At 64.3% G+C, this 18,155-nt stretch carries 19 protein-coding genes; 8 read left to right on the forward strand and 11 right to left on the reverse strand.

The window, feature by feature from the left end:
- Positions 1 to 130: 130 nt before the first annotated feature.
- The 3 genes from dapD to QTA58_RS06020 are packed head-to-tail and all read left to right on the forward strand — an operon-like array spanning position 131 to position 2,770.
- On the forward strand, positions 131 to 985 hold the full coding sequence (dapD, locus tag QTA58_RS06010; protein WP_289672084.1) for a 2,3,4,5-tetrahydropyridine-2,6-dicarboxylate N-succinyltransferase: 855 nt from the start codon (positions 131 to 133) through the stop codon (positions 983 to 985).
- An 8-nt stretch (positions 986 to 993) separates the two neighbouring features.
- On the forward strand, positions 994 to 2,190 hold the full coding sequence (dapE, locus tag QTA58_RS06015; RefSeq protein ID WP_289672085.1) for a succinyl-diaminopimelate desuccinylase: 1,197 nt from the start codon (positions 994 to 996) through the stop codon (positions 2,188 to 2,190).
- Positions 2,174 to 2,770 carry a hypothetical protein gene (locus QTA58_RS06020; protein ID WP_085422151.1) on the forward strand — a complete coding sequence of 199 codons (597 nt, stop codon included), beginning with the start codon at positions 2,174 to 2,176 and terminating at the stop codon, positions 2,768 to 2,770. Before dapE ends, QTA58_RS06020 begins: the two co-directional genes overlap by 17 nt.
- Positions 2,771 to 2,846: 76 nt before the next feature.
- Here QTA58_RS06020 and truA read toward each other — a convergent pair whose 3' ends face one another.
- The 5 genes from truA to def are packed head-to-tail and all read right to left on the reverse strand — an operon-like array spanning position 2,847 to position 5,819.
- Positions 2,847 to 3,593, reverse strand: a complete 747-nt coding sequence (gene truA / locus QTA58_RS06025; protein WP_289672086.1) for a tRNA pseudouridine(38-40) synthase TruA — start codon at positions 3,591 to 3,593, stop codon at positions 2,847 to 2,849.
- Positions 3,593 to 4,546: a methionyl-tRNA formyltransferase gene (gene fmt, locus QTA58_RS06030; protein WP_289672087.1), complete on the reverse strand. Its 954-nt coding sequence runs from the start codon at positions 4,544 to 4,546 to the stop codon at positions 3,593 to 3,595. The genes truA and fmt overlap by 1 nt, the downstream gene beginning before the upstream one ends.
- 24 nt (positions 4,547 to 4,570) lie before the next feature.
- Entirely contained in the window at positions 4,571 to 4,990 is a 420-nt protein-coding gene (locus QTA58_RS06035) for a type II toxin-antitoxin system VapC family toxin (RefSeq protein ID WP_289672088.1), read from the reverse strand.
- Positions 4,987 to 5,244: a plasmid stabilization protein gene (locus QTA58_RS06040; RefSeq protein ID WP_085422147.1), complete on the reverse strand. Its 258-nt coding sequence runs from the start codon at positions 5,242 to 5,244 to the stop codon at positions 4,987 to 4,989. Before QTA58_RS06040 ends, QTA58_RS06035 begins: the two co-directional genes overlap by 4 nt.
- Positions 5,245 to 5,303: 59 nt before the next feature.
- Complete coding sequence (gene def / locus QTA58_RS06045; RefSeq protein WP_289672089.1) at positions 5,304 to 5,819, reverse strand: peptide deformylase; 516 nt, start codon at positions 5,817 to 5,819, stop codon at positions 5,304 to 5,306.
- 162 nt (positions 5,820 to 5,981) lie between these two features.
- Here def and rmuC point away from each other — a divergent pair, with 162 nt between their 5' ends.
- From rmuC to QTA58_RS06070, 5 genes are all read left to right on the forward strand, one after another.
- Positions 5,982 to 7,133: a DNA recombination protein RmuC gene (gene rmuC, locus QTA58_RS06050; RefSeq protein WP_289673038.1), complete on the forward strand. Its 1,152-nt coding sequence runs from the start codon at positions 5,982 to 5,984 to the stop codon at positions 7,131 to 7,133.
- A gap of 50 nt (positions 7,134 to 7,183) precedes the next feature.
- The gene (locus QTA58_RS06055; protein WP_289672090.1) at positions 7,184 to 8,083 is read left to right on the forward strand and encodes a ribokinase; all 900 of its coding nucleotides are present in this window, start codon (positions 7,184 to 7,186) and stop codon (positions 8,081 to 8,083) included.
- A gap of 146 nt (positions 8,084 to 8,229) precedes the next feature.
- Positions 8,230 to 10,587, forward strand: a complete 2,358-nt coding sequence (locus tag QTA58_RS06060; RefSeq protein WP_289672091.1) for a methyl-accepting chemotaxis protein — start codon at positions 8,230 to 8,232, stop codon at positions 10,585 to 10,587.
- 431 nt (positions 10,588 to 11,018) lie between these two features.
- Positions 11,019 to 11,444, forward strand: coding sequence for an Hsp20 family protein (locus tag QTA58_RS06065; protein ID WP_085422142.1), 426 nt, complete (start codon positions 11,019 to 11,021; stop codon positions 11,442 to 11,444).
- 45 nt (positions 11,445 to 11,489) lie between these two features.
- Complete coding sequence (locus QTA58_RS06070) at positions 11,490 to 11,747, forward strand: DUF1150 family protein (protein WP_085422141.1); 258 nt, start codon at positions 11,490 to 11,492, stop codon at positions 11,745 to 11,747.
- Positions 11,748 to 11,759: 12 nt separating this feature from the next.
- On the opposite strand, the gene trmB is transcribed toward QTA58_RS06070, so the two are convergent.
- The 6 genes from trmB to ybeY all read right to left on the reverse strand — a co-directional run bounded on the left by trmB (position 11,760) and on the right by ybeY (position 18,141).
- Positions 11,760 to 12,461: a tRNA (guanosine(46)-N7)-methyltransferase TrmB gene (gene trmB, locus QTA58_RS06075; protein WP_289672092.1), complete on the reverse strand. Its 702-nt coding sequence runs from the start codon at positions 12,459 to 12,461 to the stop codon at positions 11,760 to 11,762.
- Positions 12,462 to 12,545: 84 nt separating this feature from the next.
- On the reverse strand, positions 12,546 to 13,808 hold the full coding sequence (gene metK / locus QTA58_RS06080) for a methionine adenosyltransferase (protein ID WP_085422139.1): 1,263 nt from the start codon (positions 13,806 to 13,808) through the stop codon (positions 12,546 to 12,548).
- 190 nt (positions 13,809 to 13,998) lie between these two features.
- Positions 13,999 to 14,418 (reverse strand): helix-turn-helix domain-containing protein, encoded by a 420-nt coding sequence (locus QTA58_RS06085; protein WP_085422138.1) that lies wholly within the window; start codon positions 14,416 to 14,418, stop codon positions 13,999 to 14,001.
- Between the two features lie 153 nt (positions 14,419 to 14,571).
- Complete coding sequence (gene lnt / locus QTA58_RS06090) at positions 14,572 to 16,173, reverse strand: apolipoprotein N-acyltransferase (RefSeq protein ID WP_289672093.1); 1,602 nt, start codon at positions 16,171 to 16,173, stop codon at positions 14,572 to 14,574.
- A 269-nt stretch (positions 16,174 to 16,442) separates the two neighbouring features.
- Positions 16,443 to 17,621 carry a hemolysin family protein gene (locus QTA58_RS06095; protein ID WP_289672094.1) on the reverse strand — a complete coding sequence of 393 codons (1,179 nt, stop codon included), beginning with the start codon at positions 17,619 to 17,621 and terminating at the stop codon, positions 16,443 to 16,445.
- 10 nt (positions 17,622 to 17,631) lie between these two features.
- Complete coding sequence (gene ybeY / locus QTA58_RS06100) at positions 17,632 to 18,141, reverse strand: rRNA maturation RNase YbeY (RefSeq protein ID WP_289672095.1); 510 nt, start codon at positions 18,139 to 18,141, stop codon at positions 17,632 to 17,634.
- Between the last annotated feature and the right edge of the window lie 14 nt (positions 18,142 to 18,155).

Here is an 18,155-nt window from a genome sequence, read left to right on the forward strand (position 1 = left end):
TTCCTTCCGGCGCCAGCATCGGTTGACGCCAATTCACATTGACGCTTGAGTGACGGTCGCTTAGAGCAAATGAAAGCCAAAAACCACCTCTCCCACCATCACGATATCGAGCGACGTTTAAGGATTTCCCATGAGCAGCCCCGACTTCTCCTCCCTCGAAAAGACCATCGAGACCGCCTTCGACAACCGCGAGAGCGTCACGGTTTCCACCAAGGGCGAGATCCGCGATGCGGTCGAGGAAGCGCTGAACCTGCTCGACAGCGGCAAGGCGCGCGTCGCAAGCCGCGGCGCGGACGGCGCCTGGACCGTGCATCAGTGGCTGAAGAAGGCCGTGCTGCTCTCCTTCCGGCTGAACGACATGGAAGTGGTCAAGAACGGCCCCGGCAACTCCACCTGGTGGGACAAGGTGCCTTCCAAGTTCGAGAGCTGGGGCGAGAGCGAATTCCGCGCCGCCGGCTTCCGGGCCGTGCCGAACGCGGTTGCCCGCCGCTCCGCCTATATCGCCAGGAACGTCGTCCTGATGCCGTCCTTCGTCAATCTCGGCGCCTATGTGGACGAAGGCACGATGGTCGACACCTGGGCGACCGTCGGCTCCTGCGCGCAGATCGGGAAAAACGTCCATCTTTCGGGTGGCGTCGGCATCGGCGGCGTGCTGGAGCCCATGCAGGCCGGCCCGACCATCATCGAGGACAATTGCTTCATCGGCGCCCGCTCGGAAGTCGTCGAAGGCTGCATCGTCCGCGAAGGCTCGGTGCTCGGCATGGGGGTCTTCATCGGCAAGTCGACCAAGATCGTCAACCGCGCCACGGGCGAGATCAGCTATGGCGAGGTGCCGCCCTATTCCGTCGTCGTCGCCGGCACCATGCCGGGCAAGCCGTTCCCGAACGGCGAGCCGGGCCCGAGCCTCTATTGCGCCGTGATCGTCAAGACGGTCGACGAAAAGACCCGTTCCAAGACCGGCATCAACGAGCTGCTCCGCGACTGAGCGAAACCATGTCCGCATCCGATCCCGTCGCCAATCTCCAGACGCTCATCCGCTGCCCTTCGGTGACGCCCGCCGAGGGCGGCGCTCTTGCCGCGCTGGAGGCCATGCTCCTGCCGCTCGGCTTCAAGGTAGAGCGCATGGTGGCGACGGAGCCCGGCATGCCGGACATCGAGAACCTCTATGCGCGGCTCGGGACCGGGGAGCCGCATCTGATGTTCGCGGGGCATACGGACGTGGTGCCGCCGGGCGACGAAACCACCTGGAGCCACCCGCCCTTCGCGGCCGAGATCGCGGACGGCGAGCTTTTCGGCCGCGGCGCGGTGGACATGAAAGGGGGGATTGCCTGTTTCGTCGCGGCGGTCGCCCGGCACATCGAAAAGCACGGTCCGCCGAAAGGTTCGGTCTCCTTCCTGATCACCGGCGACGAGGAAGGCCCGGCCGTCAACGGCACTGAAAAGCTCCTCAAATGGGCGGCCGGAAAGGGCGAGCGCTGGGATGCCTGCCTGGTCGGCGAACCGACCAATCCGGATGCGCTCGGCGACATGATCAAGATCGGCCGGCGCGGCTCGGTTTCCGGCAAGGTGACCGTCTCCGGCGTGCAGGGCCATGCGGCCTATCCGCATCTGGCCGATAACCCGGTGCGCGGCCTCCTGCCGCTGGCATCCGCCCTCATGGACCCGCCCTTCGATGCGGGCACCGACAATTTCCCGCCGTCCAATCTCGAAGTGACCTCGGTCGATGTGGGCAATCCGGCAACCAACGTCATCCCGGCCAGGGCGACCTTCGCCTTCAACATCCGGTTCAACGACACCTGGACCGCCGATACCGTGAAGGCCGAGATCCTGCGCCGGCTCGATGCCGCCGCGGCCGACAGCCCGCTTCGCCCCGATCGCGCGCCGGTTCGCTACGAGATCGCCTGGGCGGAGCGCCCGAGCCATGTCTTCCTCACCCGCAACAACGCGCTGATCGCCTCGCTTTCCGAGGCGGTGGAAAGCGTTACGGGGAGAACACCGCAGCTTTCCACCACGGGGGGCACTTCGGATGCCCGGTTCATCAAGGACTACTGCCCGGTGGTGGAATTCGGTCTCGTCGGCCAGACGATGCACATGATAGATGAGCGCGTGGCCCTTGCCGATCTGGAGACGCTCACCCAAATCTATGGGACTTTCATTTCCCGCTGGTTCGATAATGCCCTCCTACCATGAAGTCAGGCTCTATCTCAGCGGCCTCTGGCTGTTGATCAGAGGCGAGGCCCAGGGATTCCGCCTGCTCGACATTTCCGATCGCGGCATGATGCGCTCCTTCTGGGCCTTCGTCTGGTGCCTGCCGGCAGCGGTGCTCTCCTGGCTCTGGTGGCGGGCCTATCTGCTCGAAAGCATGCCCCCCGGCGCCCGCATCGGCGGAGTTTTCTACATCCGGATGGCGATGCTGGAAGTCTTCAACTGGATGATGCCGCTGATCCTCGCCGGCCTCCTCTGCGGGCTGATCGGCATCGGACGGAAGTTCCCGGCGGTCGTCGTCACCGTCAACTGGCTCTCGGTTCCGTTCGCCTATCTCTACGGCCTGCTGAGCCTGCGCTTCCTGCTGCCCTCCGGCCTGGACGCCCTGCTCGCCTTCATCCATTTCATCCTGCTGATCGTCATGGTGATCTCGCTGTCGCGGGTGATGCGGATGATCTGCGGGCCGCAGCCGCTGATGGTCACGGGTCTCGTGCTCGTGCTGATCGTGCCCGGCATGCTGCTGACGGAAGCCCTGCAGCGCTTCCTCGGCATCTATCCGCTCTGAACCGGCCAGGCGTCACGGGGGGCGGTTCCGCCGCCCCGAGAGAGGCTTCGCCGCCCGTGAGAGCGGCTTCGCCGCCTCATGGATAATCGACCTTCATGAAATAGAGGCCTTCGGGCGGGGCGACCGGCCCGCAGGCGGCGCGGTCGCGTGCGTCGAGCGCGGCACGCACGTCGGCCGGCGTCATCTTGCCCTCGCCCGCGAGCTTCAGCGTGCCCGCAAAGGAGCGGATCTGGTTGTGCAGGAAGCTCTGGGCGCTGGCGCGGATCTCGATGAGGTCGCCGTTGCGCGTCACATCCAGCCGGTCGAGGGTGCGGACGGGGCTCGTCGCCTGGCAATGGGCGGAACGGAACGTCGTGAAATCATGGTGGCCGACCAGCGTCTGCGCCGCCGCGTGCATCACCTCGTGATCGAGATGACGCGCCACCCACCAGGCCCGCTTCGCCTCCAGCGCCAGCGGCGACAGACGGTTGAGGATCCGGTAGAGATAATGCCGGCGGATCGCCGAGAAGCGGGCGTCGAACGTATCGTCCACCGCCTGGACATCGAGCACGGAGACCTTCTCGCCCGCCATCATCAGATGGGCGTTCAGCGCGTTGCGCAGCTTGTGAGGCGCCCATTCGCGCGAAAGATCCGCGTGGATGACCTGGCCCACGGCATGCACGCCGGAATCGGTGCGGCCCGCGCCGCGGACCGAGACGGTTTCGCCGGTGAGCGAGAGGATGCCCTTCTGAAGCGCAGCCTGTACCGAGTGGCCGTTCTCCTGCATCTGCCAGCCGACATAGGAAGTGCCGTCATATTCGACGGTCATGCGGTAGCGCGGCATCAGGCCGATCCCGTCTGTGCCGCGAGCCGCGTGCCGGCCGGGATCGGCGTTCCCCGCAGGAATTCCGCCGCGGCGAGCGGCTTGCCGCCCGCCTTCTGGAGCTTCAGCAGCCTGACTGCGCCCTCGCCGCAGGCGACCGTCAGCGCATCGTCCAGCACCTTGCCGGCTTCGCCGCTTCCCTCACCCAGTTCGGAGGACAGGACCTTCACCCGCTCCTGCCTGCCGTTGATCTCCACCTCGAACCAGGCGCCCGGGAACGGCGACAGGCCGCGGATGTGATTGTGCACGTCGCGCGCCGGCTTTAAAAAATCGACACGCGTCTCGCCCTTGTCGATCTTGGCGGCGTAAAGCACGCCCTCTTCGGGCTGCGGCGTCAGCGGCAGGTCGTCCGCCTCCAGCTTGTCCATCGCCTCGGCCATGGCGCGGGCGCCGACCTGCATCAGCTTGTCGTGCAGTTCGCCGGCCGTCATGTTCTCCCCGATCTCGACCTCTCTGGTGAGCGCGACCGGGCCGGTGTCCAGCCCCTTCTCCATCCGCATCACCATCATGCCGGTCTTTCTGTCGCCCGCCATGATCGCCCGCTGGATGGGCGCCGCCCCCCGCCAGCGGGGCAGGAGCGACGCATGGCCGTTATAGCAGCCGAGCCGCGTCCCGGTGAGGATCGCCTCCGGCAGCAGCAGGCCGTAAGCCACGACCACCGCCACATCGGCATTCAGCGCGCGGAATCTTTCGCGATCCTCTTCGGCTTTGAAATTGACCGGCGTGAAGACGGGAATCCCCAGCAGTTCTGCAGCCTGATGCACCGGCGATTTCACGAGATCGAGGCCACGCCGTCCGCCCGGCCGCGGCGGCTGGGTATAGACCGCCACGACATCGTGGCCCGCCTGCTTCAGGCCGTGCAGGGTCGGGACGGAAAATTCCGGCGTGCCCATGAAGATGATGCGAAGAGACATGATGCGATTTCCGCCCGTTCTGTTTCAGGCGCCTTCAAACGGGTTTACCAGCCGAAGATCAAGCCCTTCGAAGTCTTTTACGTTCCTGGTCGCCAGCGTCGCGCCATGGGAAAGGCAGATCGCGGCGATCATCGCGTCCTTGGCTTCGATCGGCCGGCCCAGCCTCTTACGCCGTGCGCGAAGGATGCCGTAATAGTTAGCCGCCTGAATTGAGAACCCCAATATTCGTCCAAGAAACCGCTCTTGGACAGTATCGAACGCTTTCAACAGTTCAGCTTGTCGCCGCCCCTGCGGCAGCAATTCCAATCCGTAACGCATTTCCGCGACGACGACCGTCGTCAGGAACAATGCCTCCACTTCATATTGAGAGAGCCACACCAGGAGATGCTCACCATGCTGCCGCCCCTGAAGCTCGGAGACGATGTTCGTGTCAAGAACGATCATTCGTCGAATCGTGGAGGTTCACGCTCGGGTTCGTGGCGCAGCGCATCGATTGCCGCGATCTCCTCTTCCGTCAAGCGCTCATCGCCCAGCGCCGAGCGCAACCATTCACCGGCAGAAACCGAACGATCCGCCATGAGATTTCTCTGAATGAGATAAATGGCCTCTTCCGAAAGGCTTCGGCCACTCTGCTTCGCGCGCTCCTGAAGCGCCCGCTTCAAAGCGTCATCCAAATTCCGGATCAGCAAGTCACCCATAGGCACCTCCTGTGATATCACTGATATCATAGTCCTGCCGGCATCGGTTTTCAACGCGATCAGACGGCTTTGGCCCTGGCAGCCTTGGTGAACCTCTTGATCACCATCTCGCGTTTCAGACGCGAGATATGGTCGATGAAGAGCACGCCGTTCAGGTGGTCGATCTCGTGCTGCAGGCAGGTGGCGAGCAGGCCGTCGGCCTCGACCACATGCTCCCTGCCGTCGCGGCCGACATGCCTGACCGTGACGATCGCCGGACGCTCCACCTCGGCATAATATTCCGGAATGGAAAGGCAGCCTTCCTCATAGACGGAGCGCTCGTCGGAGGATTTGACGATTTCCGGATTGATGAACACCTGCGGGTTCTTCTCCTCGCCTTCGCGCGCAACGTCCACGACGAGAAGCCGGCGCGGCACGCCGATCTGGATCGCGGCAAGGCCGATGCCCGGCGCGTCGTACATCGTCTCCAGCATGTCGTCGGCGAGCTTCAGGAGGTCGTCATCCACCTGCTCTACGGGCTTGGAAACCTGGCGCAGGATCGGGTCGGGAAGAATAATCAGCGGCTTGATCGTCATGGCCTCCCATAACCCATCTTTTTTTCGGATGGAACAGGAATCGCAAGGTTCCGGCCCGGAATGTTCACGTTTTGATCTTTTCAAGCCGAGGAATTCTGCTAGGTTGGCGGAATGGATGATCTTCTCGACCGCCTTCCCGTGCTCCTGGCCGCGCAGCAGACCATGGCCATTGCCGCCGTGGCGGCAGTCCTGCTGGTGCTGACGATCGCTTTCCTCCTCAGGGGCGCCGCCCGCCGCCGGCAGGAAGCCCTTCAGCGGGCGGCGGAGGCGGAAGCCCGGCTTTCCGAGCTCGTCCGCGTTCAGAGCGAGATGCAGGGACGGCTCTCCAGCATGGCGGAGACGCTCTCGGCCCGGCAGTCGGAGCTCAACCAGGCGGTCAGCCAGCGGCTCGACGGGATGACGCACCGGATCGGCGCGACGCTTACCGAACAGACCAGATCGACGCATGAAAACCTTCGGCGGCTGCAGGAGAGGCTCGCGGTGATCGACGCCGCCCAGAACAATATCCAGACGCTCGCCAAGGACGTCGTCGGACTTCAGGCGATATTGTCCAACAAGCAGACGCGCGGCGCCTTCGGCCAGGGCCGCATGGAGGCGATCGTCGCGGACGGCCTGCCGCTCGGCGCCTATGCCTTTCAGACCATGCTTTCCAACGGCACCCGGCCCGACTGCACGATCCGCATGCCGAACGGCGCCCCGCCGCTGGTGATCGACGCCAAGTTTCCGCTCGAAGCCTGGAACGCCTTCCGCGAGGCTGCCGCGCCCGAAGCCAGACGTGCGGCCGCGCAGGCTTTTCGCCGTGATCTCGAAGTGCATATCCGCGACGTCTCGGAAAAATACCTGATCGCCGGCGAGACACAGGAAATGGCCTTCCTCTTCGTGCCGTCGGAATCGATCTTCGCCGAGATTCACGAGCATTTCGAGAACGTGGTGCAGAAGGCGCAGCGCTCCCGCGTCGTCATCGTCTCGCCTTCCCTTCTGATGCTGTCGATCCAGGTCATCCAGGCGGTGCTCAAGGACCAGCGGATGCGCGAGCAGGCGCATCTGATCCAGGGCGAAGTCGCTCTGCTGATGGAGGACCTTTCGCGGCTCGACGACCGGACCCGCAAGCTGCAGGCGCATTTCCTCGCGGCCCAGAAGGATGTCGAGCAGATCATCACGTCGACCGACAAGCTCAACCGCCGCGGCGCGAAGATCGGCGCCCTGGAGCTGGAAGCGCCGGCCGAGGCCGAGACGGCCCGGGACATTCCGCAGGCGAAGGTGGTCGAAAGCCGCACGGGCCTCCTGAAGCTCAGGGTGGTTGACGAGGAGTGACGCTCTCGGGCAGTGTCGCGCGACTTCGAACCGACCAGACAGGCCTGCCCATGATCACCGTTTTCGGCTCCATCAACATGGATCTCATCGCCACGACCGAACGCCTGCCGCAGCCGGGCGAGACTGTCGCCGGGTCGGGTTTTTCGACCGCGGCCGGCGGCAAGGGCGCCAACCAGGCGCTGGCGGCACGGCGGGCAGGCAGCAAGGTCAAGATGGCGGGCGCTGTCGGGCAGGACAACTTCGCCGGTCCGGCCCTTGCGCTTCTCGATGACGCCGGGGTCGATCTTTCCGCCGTCGCCCGTGTCGGCGAGCCGACCGGAACGGCCCTCATCCTCGTCGGCGGCACGGGCGAGAACATGATCGCAGTCGTGCCCGGCGCCAACGGCACGGTGAGCGAGGCGCAGGCGCTCGCCGCCGTCGGCGCCATGCAGACCGGAGACATCCTCATGCTGCAGCTCGAAATCCCGGCGGCCGCGGTGGAGGCAGCGCTCAAGGCTGCGCGCGCAAAGGGCATCCGAACGATGATCAACACGGCGCCGCTGACCGACGACGCCGCGCGGCTTGCCCGGCTGGCCGATATCGTCGTTGCCAACGAGACGGAATTCGAGCTGCTTTCGGGAACCGCCATCCCGGATGCGGCGACCCGCAAGGCGGCACTGGAAAAGCTCCATGCGGAAGCCGGCCAGATATTCGTGGTGACGCTCGGCGGCGACGGCGTCGTCGCCATCCGCGACGGTGAGACCATCTCCGCGCAGGGCCTCGAGATCGAGCCGGTCGATACCGTCGGTGCCGGCGACACGTTCTGCGGCTACCTTGCCGCGAGCCTCGAGCAGGGTCTCGACTTTCCCGCCGTGCTGCGCCGGGCGGCCGTCGCCGGATCGCTCGCCTGCCTCACCCACGGCGCCCAGCCCTCTATCCCCCTTGGCGAAGCGGTCGACGCCAGGCTCTGAGCCGGTCCGATTTTAGTCAAAGTTAAGACATGCCTTCTAGGGTTGCAGCGGATATCTCCCGCGGGGACTGGGATTCGGCCACGACATCCGTCTCGCGCATTGCCCCATGAGGGGGCCTCCCCCCCATCCGCAATCCGAGGCAATCCATGTTGTCGCTGAAGATCAAATCCCTTTCGACGAAGCTCATATTGGTGACGGGCCTGGCGATCGCCGTCGTGCTCGTCATTTCGAACCTCTTCCTGATCTCCCAGACACGCGGCCGTGTGGCGGCGCTCACGATGGCGCAGGCCGAGGCCGAGGCCCGTTCGATCGCCAACGAGGTGGCCGTCGACATGGGGCAGATCGCGGGCGCGGCCCGCTCGATCGCCGGCGTCATCGGCCGCGGCCATGCCGGCGGCTATCTCGACCGCAAGGGCGTGACGGACGCGCTGAAAGCCAATCTGGAGCAGAATGCCTTCGCCTATGGAAGCTGGTTCGCCGAAGTGCCGGGCGCGTTCGACGGCAAGAATGCCGAGCTCGCCGGCAACAAGGAGCTGGGCGCCAACAAGAAGGGCGAGCTCGCCCCCTATTGGACCAAGAGCCGTTCCGGCGAGATCGCCTACAGCGTCTTCGATATCGATACCCAGGCGGAATGGTATTCGCTGGCCGCGAATTCGAAGAAGGGATCGCTGACCCAGCCCTATGTGGAGAGCACGACCGGCGACGCAACGGCCATGAGTTCGGCCGCCTATCCGGTCTTTTCCGGCACGACGCTCATCGGCGTTGCAGGGCTTGACGTCTCGCTTGCCACGCTTTCCAGGAAGCTGCAGACCATGCGCCCCTTCGGCTCCGGCCGCGTCCTGCTGATATCCCAGGGCGGCAACTGGATCGTTCCGGTCAGCCCCGACCGGCTGATGAAGCCGGTGGAGGGCGAAAAGGCAGCTGAGACCCTCGCCGCGCTGAAGGCCAATACCCCCGCGCAGCTCGACAACCTCACGGCCGACGCCGCCGAACCCTACGAGCGCGTCGTCTATCCGTTCACGGTGCCGGACCTCAACGCCACCTGGGCCATCGTCGTCGACGTGCCGCAGAGCGTGATCACGGCACCGGTTCACGATCAGACCCTGATGATGGTACTCGGCGGCCTCATCGTCCTCGGCGCCTGCATCGCGACCCTTTATTTCGGCAGCAGCGCGTTCGTGCGCCGCCCTCTCGGCGCGCTGCTCGGCAGCGTCGATCTTCTGAGCCGGGGCCGCTTCGAGCAACCGGTCGAAGGCCAGGACCGCACGGACGAGATCGGCAGGCTCGCCCAGTCGCTCGAAGGTTTCCGCCACACGCTGGCCGACGGCCGCCGTCTGGAAGCGGAGGCCGAGGCCCAGCGCTCCGCCGCCGAGACCGAGCGCAGCCGCTCCGAAAGCGAACGCGAAGCCAACGCCCGGCAGCAGCAGCGCGTGGTCGGCTCGCTCGCCAAGGGCCTGGCGGAACTCTCCGCCGGCAATCTCGGCTACCGCATGGAGGACGAGTTTCCGGGCGATTATGCCAAGCTGAAGGTCGACTTCAACAAGGCGCTCGAAAGCCTAGAGGAGACGATCGCGACGGTCAATTCCACCGTCCACAATATCGGCAACGGCACCCGCGAAATCGCCGCCAGCGCGCAGGATCTGTCGCGCCGGACCGAACAGCAGGCATCGAGCCTGGAGGAAACGGCCGCCGCCCTCAACCAACTCACCGCACAGGTGAATTCCAGCGCCGAAAACGCGAGCTCCGCCGCCTCGACCGTCAATCTCGCCTGCGACGACGCGGAGAAATCCGGCGAAGTGGTGCAGAAGGCGGTCGCCTCCATGCAGGGCATCGCCCAATCCTCTCAGGAAATCTCCCGCATCATCGGGGTCATCGACGAGATCGCCTTCCAGACCAACCTGCTGGCGCTCAATGCCGGCGTCGAGGCAGCCCGTGCCGGCGAGGCCGGCAAGGGTTTCGCGGTCGTCGCCCAGGAAGTGCGCGAACTCGCCCAGCGCTCCGCCAATGCGGCGAAGGAGATCAAGGCGCTCATCAACGCCTCGACCACGCAGGTCGGCGAGGGCGTGGAACTGGTCGGCAAGGCCGGCGACACGCTGCAGAAGATCGCTGTGCAGGTCATGCAGATCAACGGGCTGATCCGGCAGATCTCGGCATCCGCCAGCGAACAGGCGGCCGGCCTCAAGGAGATCAACTCCGCCGTCAACCAGATGGACCAGGTCACCCAGCAGAACGCCGCGATGGTGGAGGAAACCACCGCCGCGAGCACCGTGCTGAGCACCGAGGCGGAGACGCTGAGGTCGCTGGTCGCCCGCTTCCGCGTCTCCGCGCATGCCGGCAGCATCCAGACCGCACCGCAGGCGCTGCGCCAGGTCGCCCAGACGATGCGGGCGCCGACCGCAAGCCAGCCGCTGCCCGCACCTCGCGCCGCCAGACCGGCACCGAAGGCAGCCGCCGGCTACGGTTCGGCGGCAGCCGCCGCGACAGACGACTGGCAGGAATTCTGATCGAGCCCTTCTAAAAACAAAGCCGCCGCCCTCCGGCGGCTTTCAGCTTAACGACAAACCTCATGCCTTGCTCGGCGTCATCCTCGGCCTTGTGCCGAGGATCTATAGACGTCGATGGTTTGCAGATGTTCGGGGGTTTGCAGATGCTCGGGACAGGCCCGAGCATGGCGATCGGAGATTTTCGAACCTTTGTCAGCAGTCTGAAAGCCGCCGCCCTCCGGCGGCTTTGCTCTTTCCGGCAGCTTCCGGTGCTCCGGTTCCCGGCCGCCGCGGTCTTCGATCCTGCGTCCTGCCAAATATCGCCCGGCCCGCATGGAACGATCGTGACCAGAAGCATTCTTGCGGTCGGCGCTGCAACTCCCCATATAGGTTTCCGAGTTGGCGGGCCGAATTCGGACGCCGATATGGTCGCTTGCTACAAGGACTGGACGATGAGCCGAATGACGCCGTTTGCGAGCCCTCTGCTTCTGGGCTTCGACGCCATGGAAAAGACCCTCGAACGCCTTGCCAAGGCGAACGACGGCTATCCCCCCTACAATATCGAGCGCCTCCGCGCGGATGCCGACGCCCCCGAACGGCTGAGGATCACGCTCGCCGTCGCCGGCTTCTCGGAAGCGGAGCTCGACGTGACGACCGAGGAGAACCAGCTCGTCATCCGCGGGCGCCAGGTGGAACAGGGCGAACGGGACTATCTCTATCGCGGCATCGCGGCGCGCCAGTTCCAGCGCGTGTTCGTGCTGGCCGACGGGATGCAGGTTTCCGGCGCCTCGCTGAAGAACGGGCTCCTCTCCGTCGACCTGATCCGGCCCGAGCCGGAGCGAATGGTGCGAAAAATTAACATTTCCGTCTCACAGTAGGTCAGCGGCGTTAATGCCGTTGCGTCCTCAATGCTGGAGGCTGGAATGCTCCTGAAAGAAGCGAATGCGCGTTTGTCGCAGTCCGAACTTGCTCACCTTGGTGCCGGAGAGGTCGGATATATTCGCAAGATGCGGTCGGACGAAGTGTCCCGCTGCTTCCCCGAAGCCCCGGAAATCGATCCGAATCTCGACCTCTGGGCATTGTTCGGCGCCGACGGCACGCCGATCCTCTTGACCGACAACCGCTCCAGCACCTTTTTCAAGGCTGCTGAAGACGACCTGAAAACCGTCAGCCTGCACTGACGCCTTCCGGCCCTATACCTTTCGAAACGTCAGATAGGCCGAGGAACGGCCTTCGCGGCGGGCCTTGTTCTCGTATCGCGTCCCTGGCCAGCCGGCGAAGGGGGTCAGCCAGTCGGACGATTGCTCCGCCTGCCATTCAAAGCCGCCGTGATCGCGGCAATGGATCAGCGTCCAGTTGACATAGGTGTCGATGTCGGATGCGAAGCAGAACAGTCCGCCCGGCTTCAGCACGCGGTGGAAGCGGTCGAGATTGACCTCGGAGACGAACCGCCTTTTCCAATGCTTCCGCTTCGGCCAGGGGTCCGGATAAAGCAGGTCTATGCGGTCGAGAGAGGCATCCGGCAGCCAATCCAGCACCAGCGTCGCGTCGTCGTCGAAAACCCGGATGTTCTTTAAGCCGAGCTCCTCCACGCGCGTCAGAAGCTTCGCCATGGAATTGACGAAGGGCTCGACGCCGATGAACCCGGTCTTCGGGCTTTCCTGCGCACGATGGACGAGGTGTTCGCCGCCGCCGAAGCCGATCTCCAGCCGCAGCTCCTCCACCGGAACAGGAAAGAGTTCCGAAAGCCTTGCGGGCGCGGGCGCTTCAAGATCGAGCGTCAGCACCGGCAGCAGCGTTGCCAGACCTTCCGCCTGACGTTCCCGCAACGGCTTTCCCTTGCGACGCCCGAAGAAGGCTTCGGTGGCACGGCTCGGGTGCGGCTGATCGGTCATGAGCTATTCTCTTCAATCGAAAAACGGGTGCCCCGCCGGGAGGCACCCGCTTTACAGTCTTCTCAGGCGATCCGTAAAGGCCGATCAGGCGGCGGCCTTGAGCGTCTCTTCCTTCAGCGCGTCCTTGAGCGGCTTCACGAGGTCCGTCTTCTCCCAGGAGAAGGAACCGTCGCGGCCGGCCTTGCGGCCGAAGTGGCCATAGGCCGAGGTCTTGGCGTAGATCGGCTTGTTGAGGTCGAGGTGACGGCGGATGCCCGACGGCGACAGGTCCATGACCTTGCGGATCGCGGCCTCGATCTGGTCCTCGGAAACACCCTTGCCGGTGCCGTGCAGGTCGACATAGATCGACAGCGGCTGCGCAACGCCGATAGCGTAGGAGAGCTGGATCGTGCAGCGGTCGGCAAGGCTTGCGGCGACGACGTTCTTCGCCAGATAACGGGCGGCATAGGCTGCGGAACGGTCGACCTTGGTCGTGTCCTTGCCGGAGAAGGCGCCGCCGCCATGCGGAGCCGCGCCGCCATAGGTGTCGACGATGATCTTGCGGCCGGTGAGGCCGGCGTCACCGTCCGGGCCGCCGATGACGAACTTGCCGGTCGGATTGATGTACCACTTGCAGTCGCCGGCGATCTTCAGATCGCCTAGCGCTTCGCGGATGTAGGGCTCGACGACGGAACGGACCTTCTTGGAATCCCACTTCTCGTCGAGATGCTGGGTGGAAAGGACGATCGAGGTGACTTCGGCCGGCTTGCCGTCGGCATAGCGCACGGTCACCTGGCTCTTGGCGTCCGGGCCGAGCTTGGCCACTTCCCCATCGCCCTTCTTGCGGGCGGCGGCGAGGAGCTGCAGGATCTTGTGGGAGTAGTAGATCGGTGCCGGCATGAGGTCCGGCGTTTCCTTGCAGGCGTAACCGAACATGATGCCCTGGTCGCCGGCGCCCTCGTCGCCCTGCTGGTCGGCAGCACTGTCGACGCCCTGGGCGATGTCGGCGGACTGGGAGTGCAGGAGCACGTCGATCTTCGCCGTCTTCCAGTGGAAACCGTCCTGCTCGTAGCCGATGTCGCGGATCGCCTTGCGGGCAGCCGACTTGAACTTCGAAGGATTGATGACGTCCTTGCCGTCCTTGTCCTTCTTCATCAGGCTCGGCGGCAGGCGCACCTCGCCGGCGATGACCACGCGGTTGGTGGTCGCGAGCGTCTCGCAGGCGATGCGCACCGTCCACGGATCGACGCCGGTCTTGGCTGCCTCGCGATACACAAGATCCACGATTTCATCGGAAATACGGTCACAAACCTTGTCCGGATGACCCTCGGCTACGGACTCGCTGGTGAACAGGTAACTTGCGCGCATTACGGGATTCCCCTCAAAGAAACGAACGCGCCTGTGTTAGTGATTTCCGTCGACAAAAACAAGCGCACAACGACATAAATATATCTTTATGTGTACAATCACAACCTTCTTGCGGGCAGAAGGGTGCAGAAAAAAGACGGCAATAAAAAAGCGGCCCTGAGGCCGCTTTCAGGAGAATGCTCCCTTTGTCCTATTCGACCTCGGCATCCGCCGCGAGCGCCTTGACGAGATCGACCACACGCCGGCGCACCTTCGGATCGGAGATCTTCACGAAAGCCCGGTTGAGCTGCAGGCCCTCCGAGGAGGAGAGAAAGTCGACGACATAATTCGAGCTCGAGGCTTCCCCCATGCCGCCCGGATTTCCCGACTGCTCGCCCGGCGCATCTTCGAAGAAGAAGGAAACCGGTACGTTGAGAATGCTGGAAATGTTCTGCAGGCGGCTTGCGCCGACGCGGTTCGTGCCCTTCTCGTATTTCTGAATCTGCTGGAAGGTGATGCCGAGGCTTTCGCCCAGCTTCTCCTGGCTCATCCCAAGCATGGTCCGGCGAAGGCGAATCCGGCTCCCGACATGGATGTCTATCGGGTTCGGCTTCTTCTTGTTTTCAATCATAACGATGTCCTGACGAAGTTTCCTGTTCAATCCTCACAACCCGGTCTGCGTGTGGAGCTACACTTCGCGCGATTGGTCACAATTGGCTCAACCTGTTGAAGCATATGTCGAGACGAAAGGCTGACACCACTATGCAATTTTAGGGGTTTTCGGTCAATTCGTCCGGAAATTAAAACCCACACGCGAGACGGCTGCAATCAACAACATAGACAGCAGCACCAACCAGAAGTACCCTTCACGAGTGCTCCGGCTCCAATGAGGAACTGCGCCGCCCGCAATGGTTGCGTCCATCACACCTTTTTGATTGTAGTCGAGCCCCCTTATTAGCCTTCCGTAGGGGTCGACAACGGCCGAAATTCCCGTATTGGCGCCGCGAATCAGCGGCAGGCCGTTTTCGACGGCGCGGATTCGGGCCTGCTGGAAATGCTGGTAGGGACCCGGCGTCGCCCCGAACCAGCCGTCATTGGTGACGTTCAGGAGCGCGCTCGTCCGCTCCACGTCGTCGCCGATCTCGTCCGGAAAGATCGCCTCGTAGCAGATCAGCGGATAGAAGGTCCGGCCGCCCGGCAGGGTCAGCATGGCGCGGGCCGGCGCGGCGGTGAAGCCGCCCGGCATGGCAATGGCGTCGGAAATGCCGAGACTGCGCAGCAGGTCCTCGTAGGGCACGTATTCCCCGAACGGCACGAGATGCACCTTGTCGGATGCGGAGACGATCTGGCCCTCGCTGTCGATCACATAGATCGAATTGTAGAAGCGGGGTGCAAATCCTGCGCCGGCATCCTCCGAGCGCACCGCGCCGGTGACGAGGACCTGGCCGTCCTGCAGGACTTCGGCGATGCGGGTCAGCGCATCCGGGTTCTGCGTGATGATGAAGGGCACGGAGGTCTCCGGCCAGACGACGATGTCCGGCCGCCTGCCTCCGTTTTCGGGCGGCAGGGCGGAAAGCGCCAGATGCTCCTCGAAGATCGCCGCGCGTTCCGCGTCGTCCAGCTTGCGGGCCTGGTCGATCACCGGCTGGACGATGCGCACGGTCGTGCCACCTTCGGCAGGTGCCGCGGGAACGGCGTCGGCGGCGTGGAGCCGGTAGGCGCCGTAGCCGAGATGGGCGCAAAAGAGCAGCGCCGCGAGCGTCAGGCCGGTGCGCATGCCCTTTCTCGTGCCGATCAGCGCCGGGGCCGAGAAGACGAAAACGGAAAGCACCGTCACGCCGAAAATGCCGAGCACCGCCGCCGACTGCATCATCAGCGGCATCGGCATGGCGCCGTAGCCGATTGCATTCCAGGGAAAGCCGGTGGCGACGAAACCCCGCAGCCATTCCGCGATCCCGAAGCCGAAGGCGAGCGCCGCGATCCGCCCGAAACCGTCCGACCAGAGGATGCGGGCGAGCGCCGTCGCCAGACCGTAGAAGAGCGCGAGATAGGCCGGCAGGCCGAACACCGCGAGCGGCAGGGCCCAGGCGAACTCGTCGGCCTCCACCAGGAGCGCGTTGCCGAGCCACCAGAGGCCCGCCACGAAATAGCCGAAGCCGAAGACCCAGCCGAGCCAGAAAGCGGAACGGAACCGCGCCCAGATGCCGCCGTCCGGATTGCCGGTCGACCCGTCCATCAGCCAGACGAGCAGCGTGAAGGAAATGAAAAATGCCGCGAAGAAACCGAAGGGCGGCAGGGCCAGCGCACCCACGGCGCCGGCGAGAAACGCGATCACAGCGCGGGGAAAGCCCCAGAGAAGCATGATCCTGCCCGCCAGCCGCTCCATGGATGTCCCCTTCTGCCCCGAATCAGCCGCCGCAGTCTTCCAAAAAACGACGGGCTTGTCGTGAGGTGAAAAAGCACCGGGGTATGGAAGCATGACAGGGGGCAGCGCCTGCCCCTCATCCGGCCTGCCGCCACCTTCTCCCCGTCAAACGGGGAGAAGGACGCAAGCCGCAAGCTCCAGTCCCCTCGCCCCGCCTGCGGAGGTCCGTCGGGACGGGTTGAGACGGGTGGCTCAACCCCGGTCAGGCCAGGGTGAGAGGCAAATCGAAATCACTGGCCGGCTCGGTCGCCTTCCGGCGGTTTGGAAGACGGCGGCGGCAACAGGGCAGCCGGCGTCTGGTCGGTGAGAAATACCTCGCCTTCCTTCTGGCGGCGGCGGGCGAGCATCCGCTTGCGCATGATGCGCACGCGCTTGATGCGGCGGGGGTCGGCATCCAGGATCTGGAATTCGAAGCCGGGCACCGCCTGCACCACTTCGCCGCGCACGGGAATGCGGCCGAGAGCGGAGAAGATCAAGCCGCCGAGCGTGTCGACATCCTCGAGCCGATCCTTGATGTCGAAGTCCGGGCCGATCGCCTCGGCGATCTCTTCCAGCTCGATGCGGGCATCGGCAATGAAGATATCCTCGCCGGCGCGGGAGAACATGACTTCCTCGTCGTCGTGCTCGTCCTCGACATCGCCGATCACCATTTCCACGATGTCCTCATGGGTGACGAGGCCGTCGGTGCCGCCATATTCGTCGATGACGAGGGCAAGCTGGGTGCGCGCCGCCTGCATGCTCTGCAGCAGGTCGGAGGCAAGCATCGAGGGCGGCACGAACAGGATCTTCCGGATCAGCCCGGCTTCCGCGACCGTCTGTTCGAGGTCGACCCGGCCGAGATCGAAGGCAGGCCGCGGCGTGCGGACGGCCTTTTCCGCCTTTTCCGGCTTGTCGCCGGCAAGCGGCATCGGCTGCGACGGCACGGCCCTTGCGCTCGTCCGGCGCTTGTTGCGCGCCTGCTTGGCGAGATAGGAGAGCAGGTCGCGGATATGCACCATGCCGCGCGGATCGTCGAGCGTGTCCGAGTAGACCGGCATGCGGGAGCGGCCCGTCTCCTCGAAATGGATGAGCAGCTCGCCGATGGTCATGGTCATGTCGACCGCCTCGATATCGGCGCGCGGCACCATGAGGTCCTCGACGCGGACCTCGCGGAAACGCAGGATATTGTGCAGCATCGCCCGCTCTTCGGGCGAAAAGGCGCTGCTGACATTGGCGTCGGTCATCAGCGCGTCGGCGAGATCCTCGCGGAGCTTCTCGCCCTGGGACGGGCGGAGCAGCCTCAAGGCGCGCGACCAGAAAGAGCTTTGTCTACTTGGGGTTTCGGCTCTTGAAGGACTACTGCCCTCTTCCGAGGACGTGGAGTCGGCGTCCTTGCCCTCTCGGGCAACATTGCTCGATAAATCGTTCATGGTTCCAATACTATACTATCGGGTCCTGTCCCGCATAGGGGTCAGATAGGCCGAGTATCGCCAAAATGCGAGTCTCCAGCGCTTCCATTTTTTCCGCCTCGCCGGTTTCCATGTGGTCGTAGCCGAACAAATGCAGGAAACCGTGGACGAGCAGATGGGTCAGATGATCCTCGAAACTCTTGTCGAGATCAACCGCCTCGCGCTCGACGGTCTCGCGGGCGACAACGATATCGCCGAGCATAGGGCCCGGCATCTTGCCCGGTTCGAGCGGAAAGGCGGGAAAGGAGAGCACGTTGGTCGGCTTGTCCTTGCCGCGCCATTCGGCGTTGATCTCCTGGATCGAGGCATCGTCGGTGAAGACCAGCGACAGTTCCGAGGCCGTCTGCGGGAAGGGCTGTCCTTCCTCGTCCGCCAAAAGGTCCGCCGCCGTGCCCAACGTCCTTTCGCTCAGCAGAAGAAGGTCGGCCTCATCGGGCCAGCCCTCGTTTTCCACGGTGATCTGTATGTCGAGTTTGGACATGAGCTTCGGTCCCG

This window comes from Neorhizobium sp. CSC1952, from assembly GCF_030378245.1.
GTDB classification, from domain to species: Bacteria; Pseudomonadota; Alphaproteobacteria; order Rhizobiales; family Rhizobiaceae; genus Neorhizobium; species Neorhizobium oryzae_A.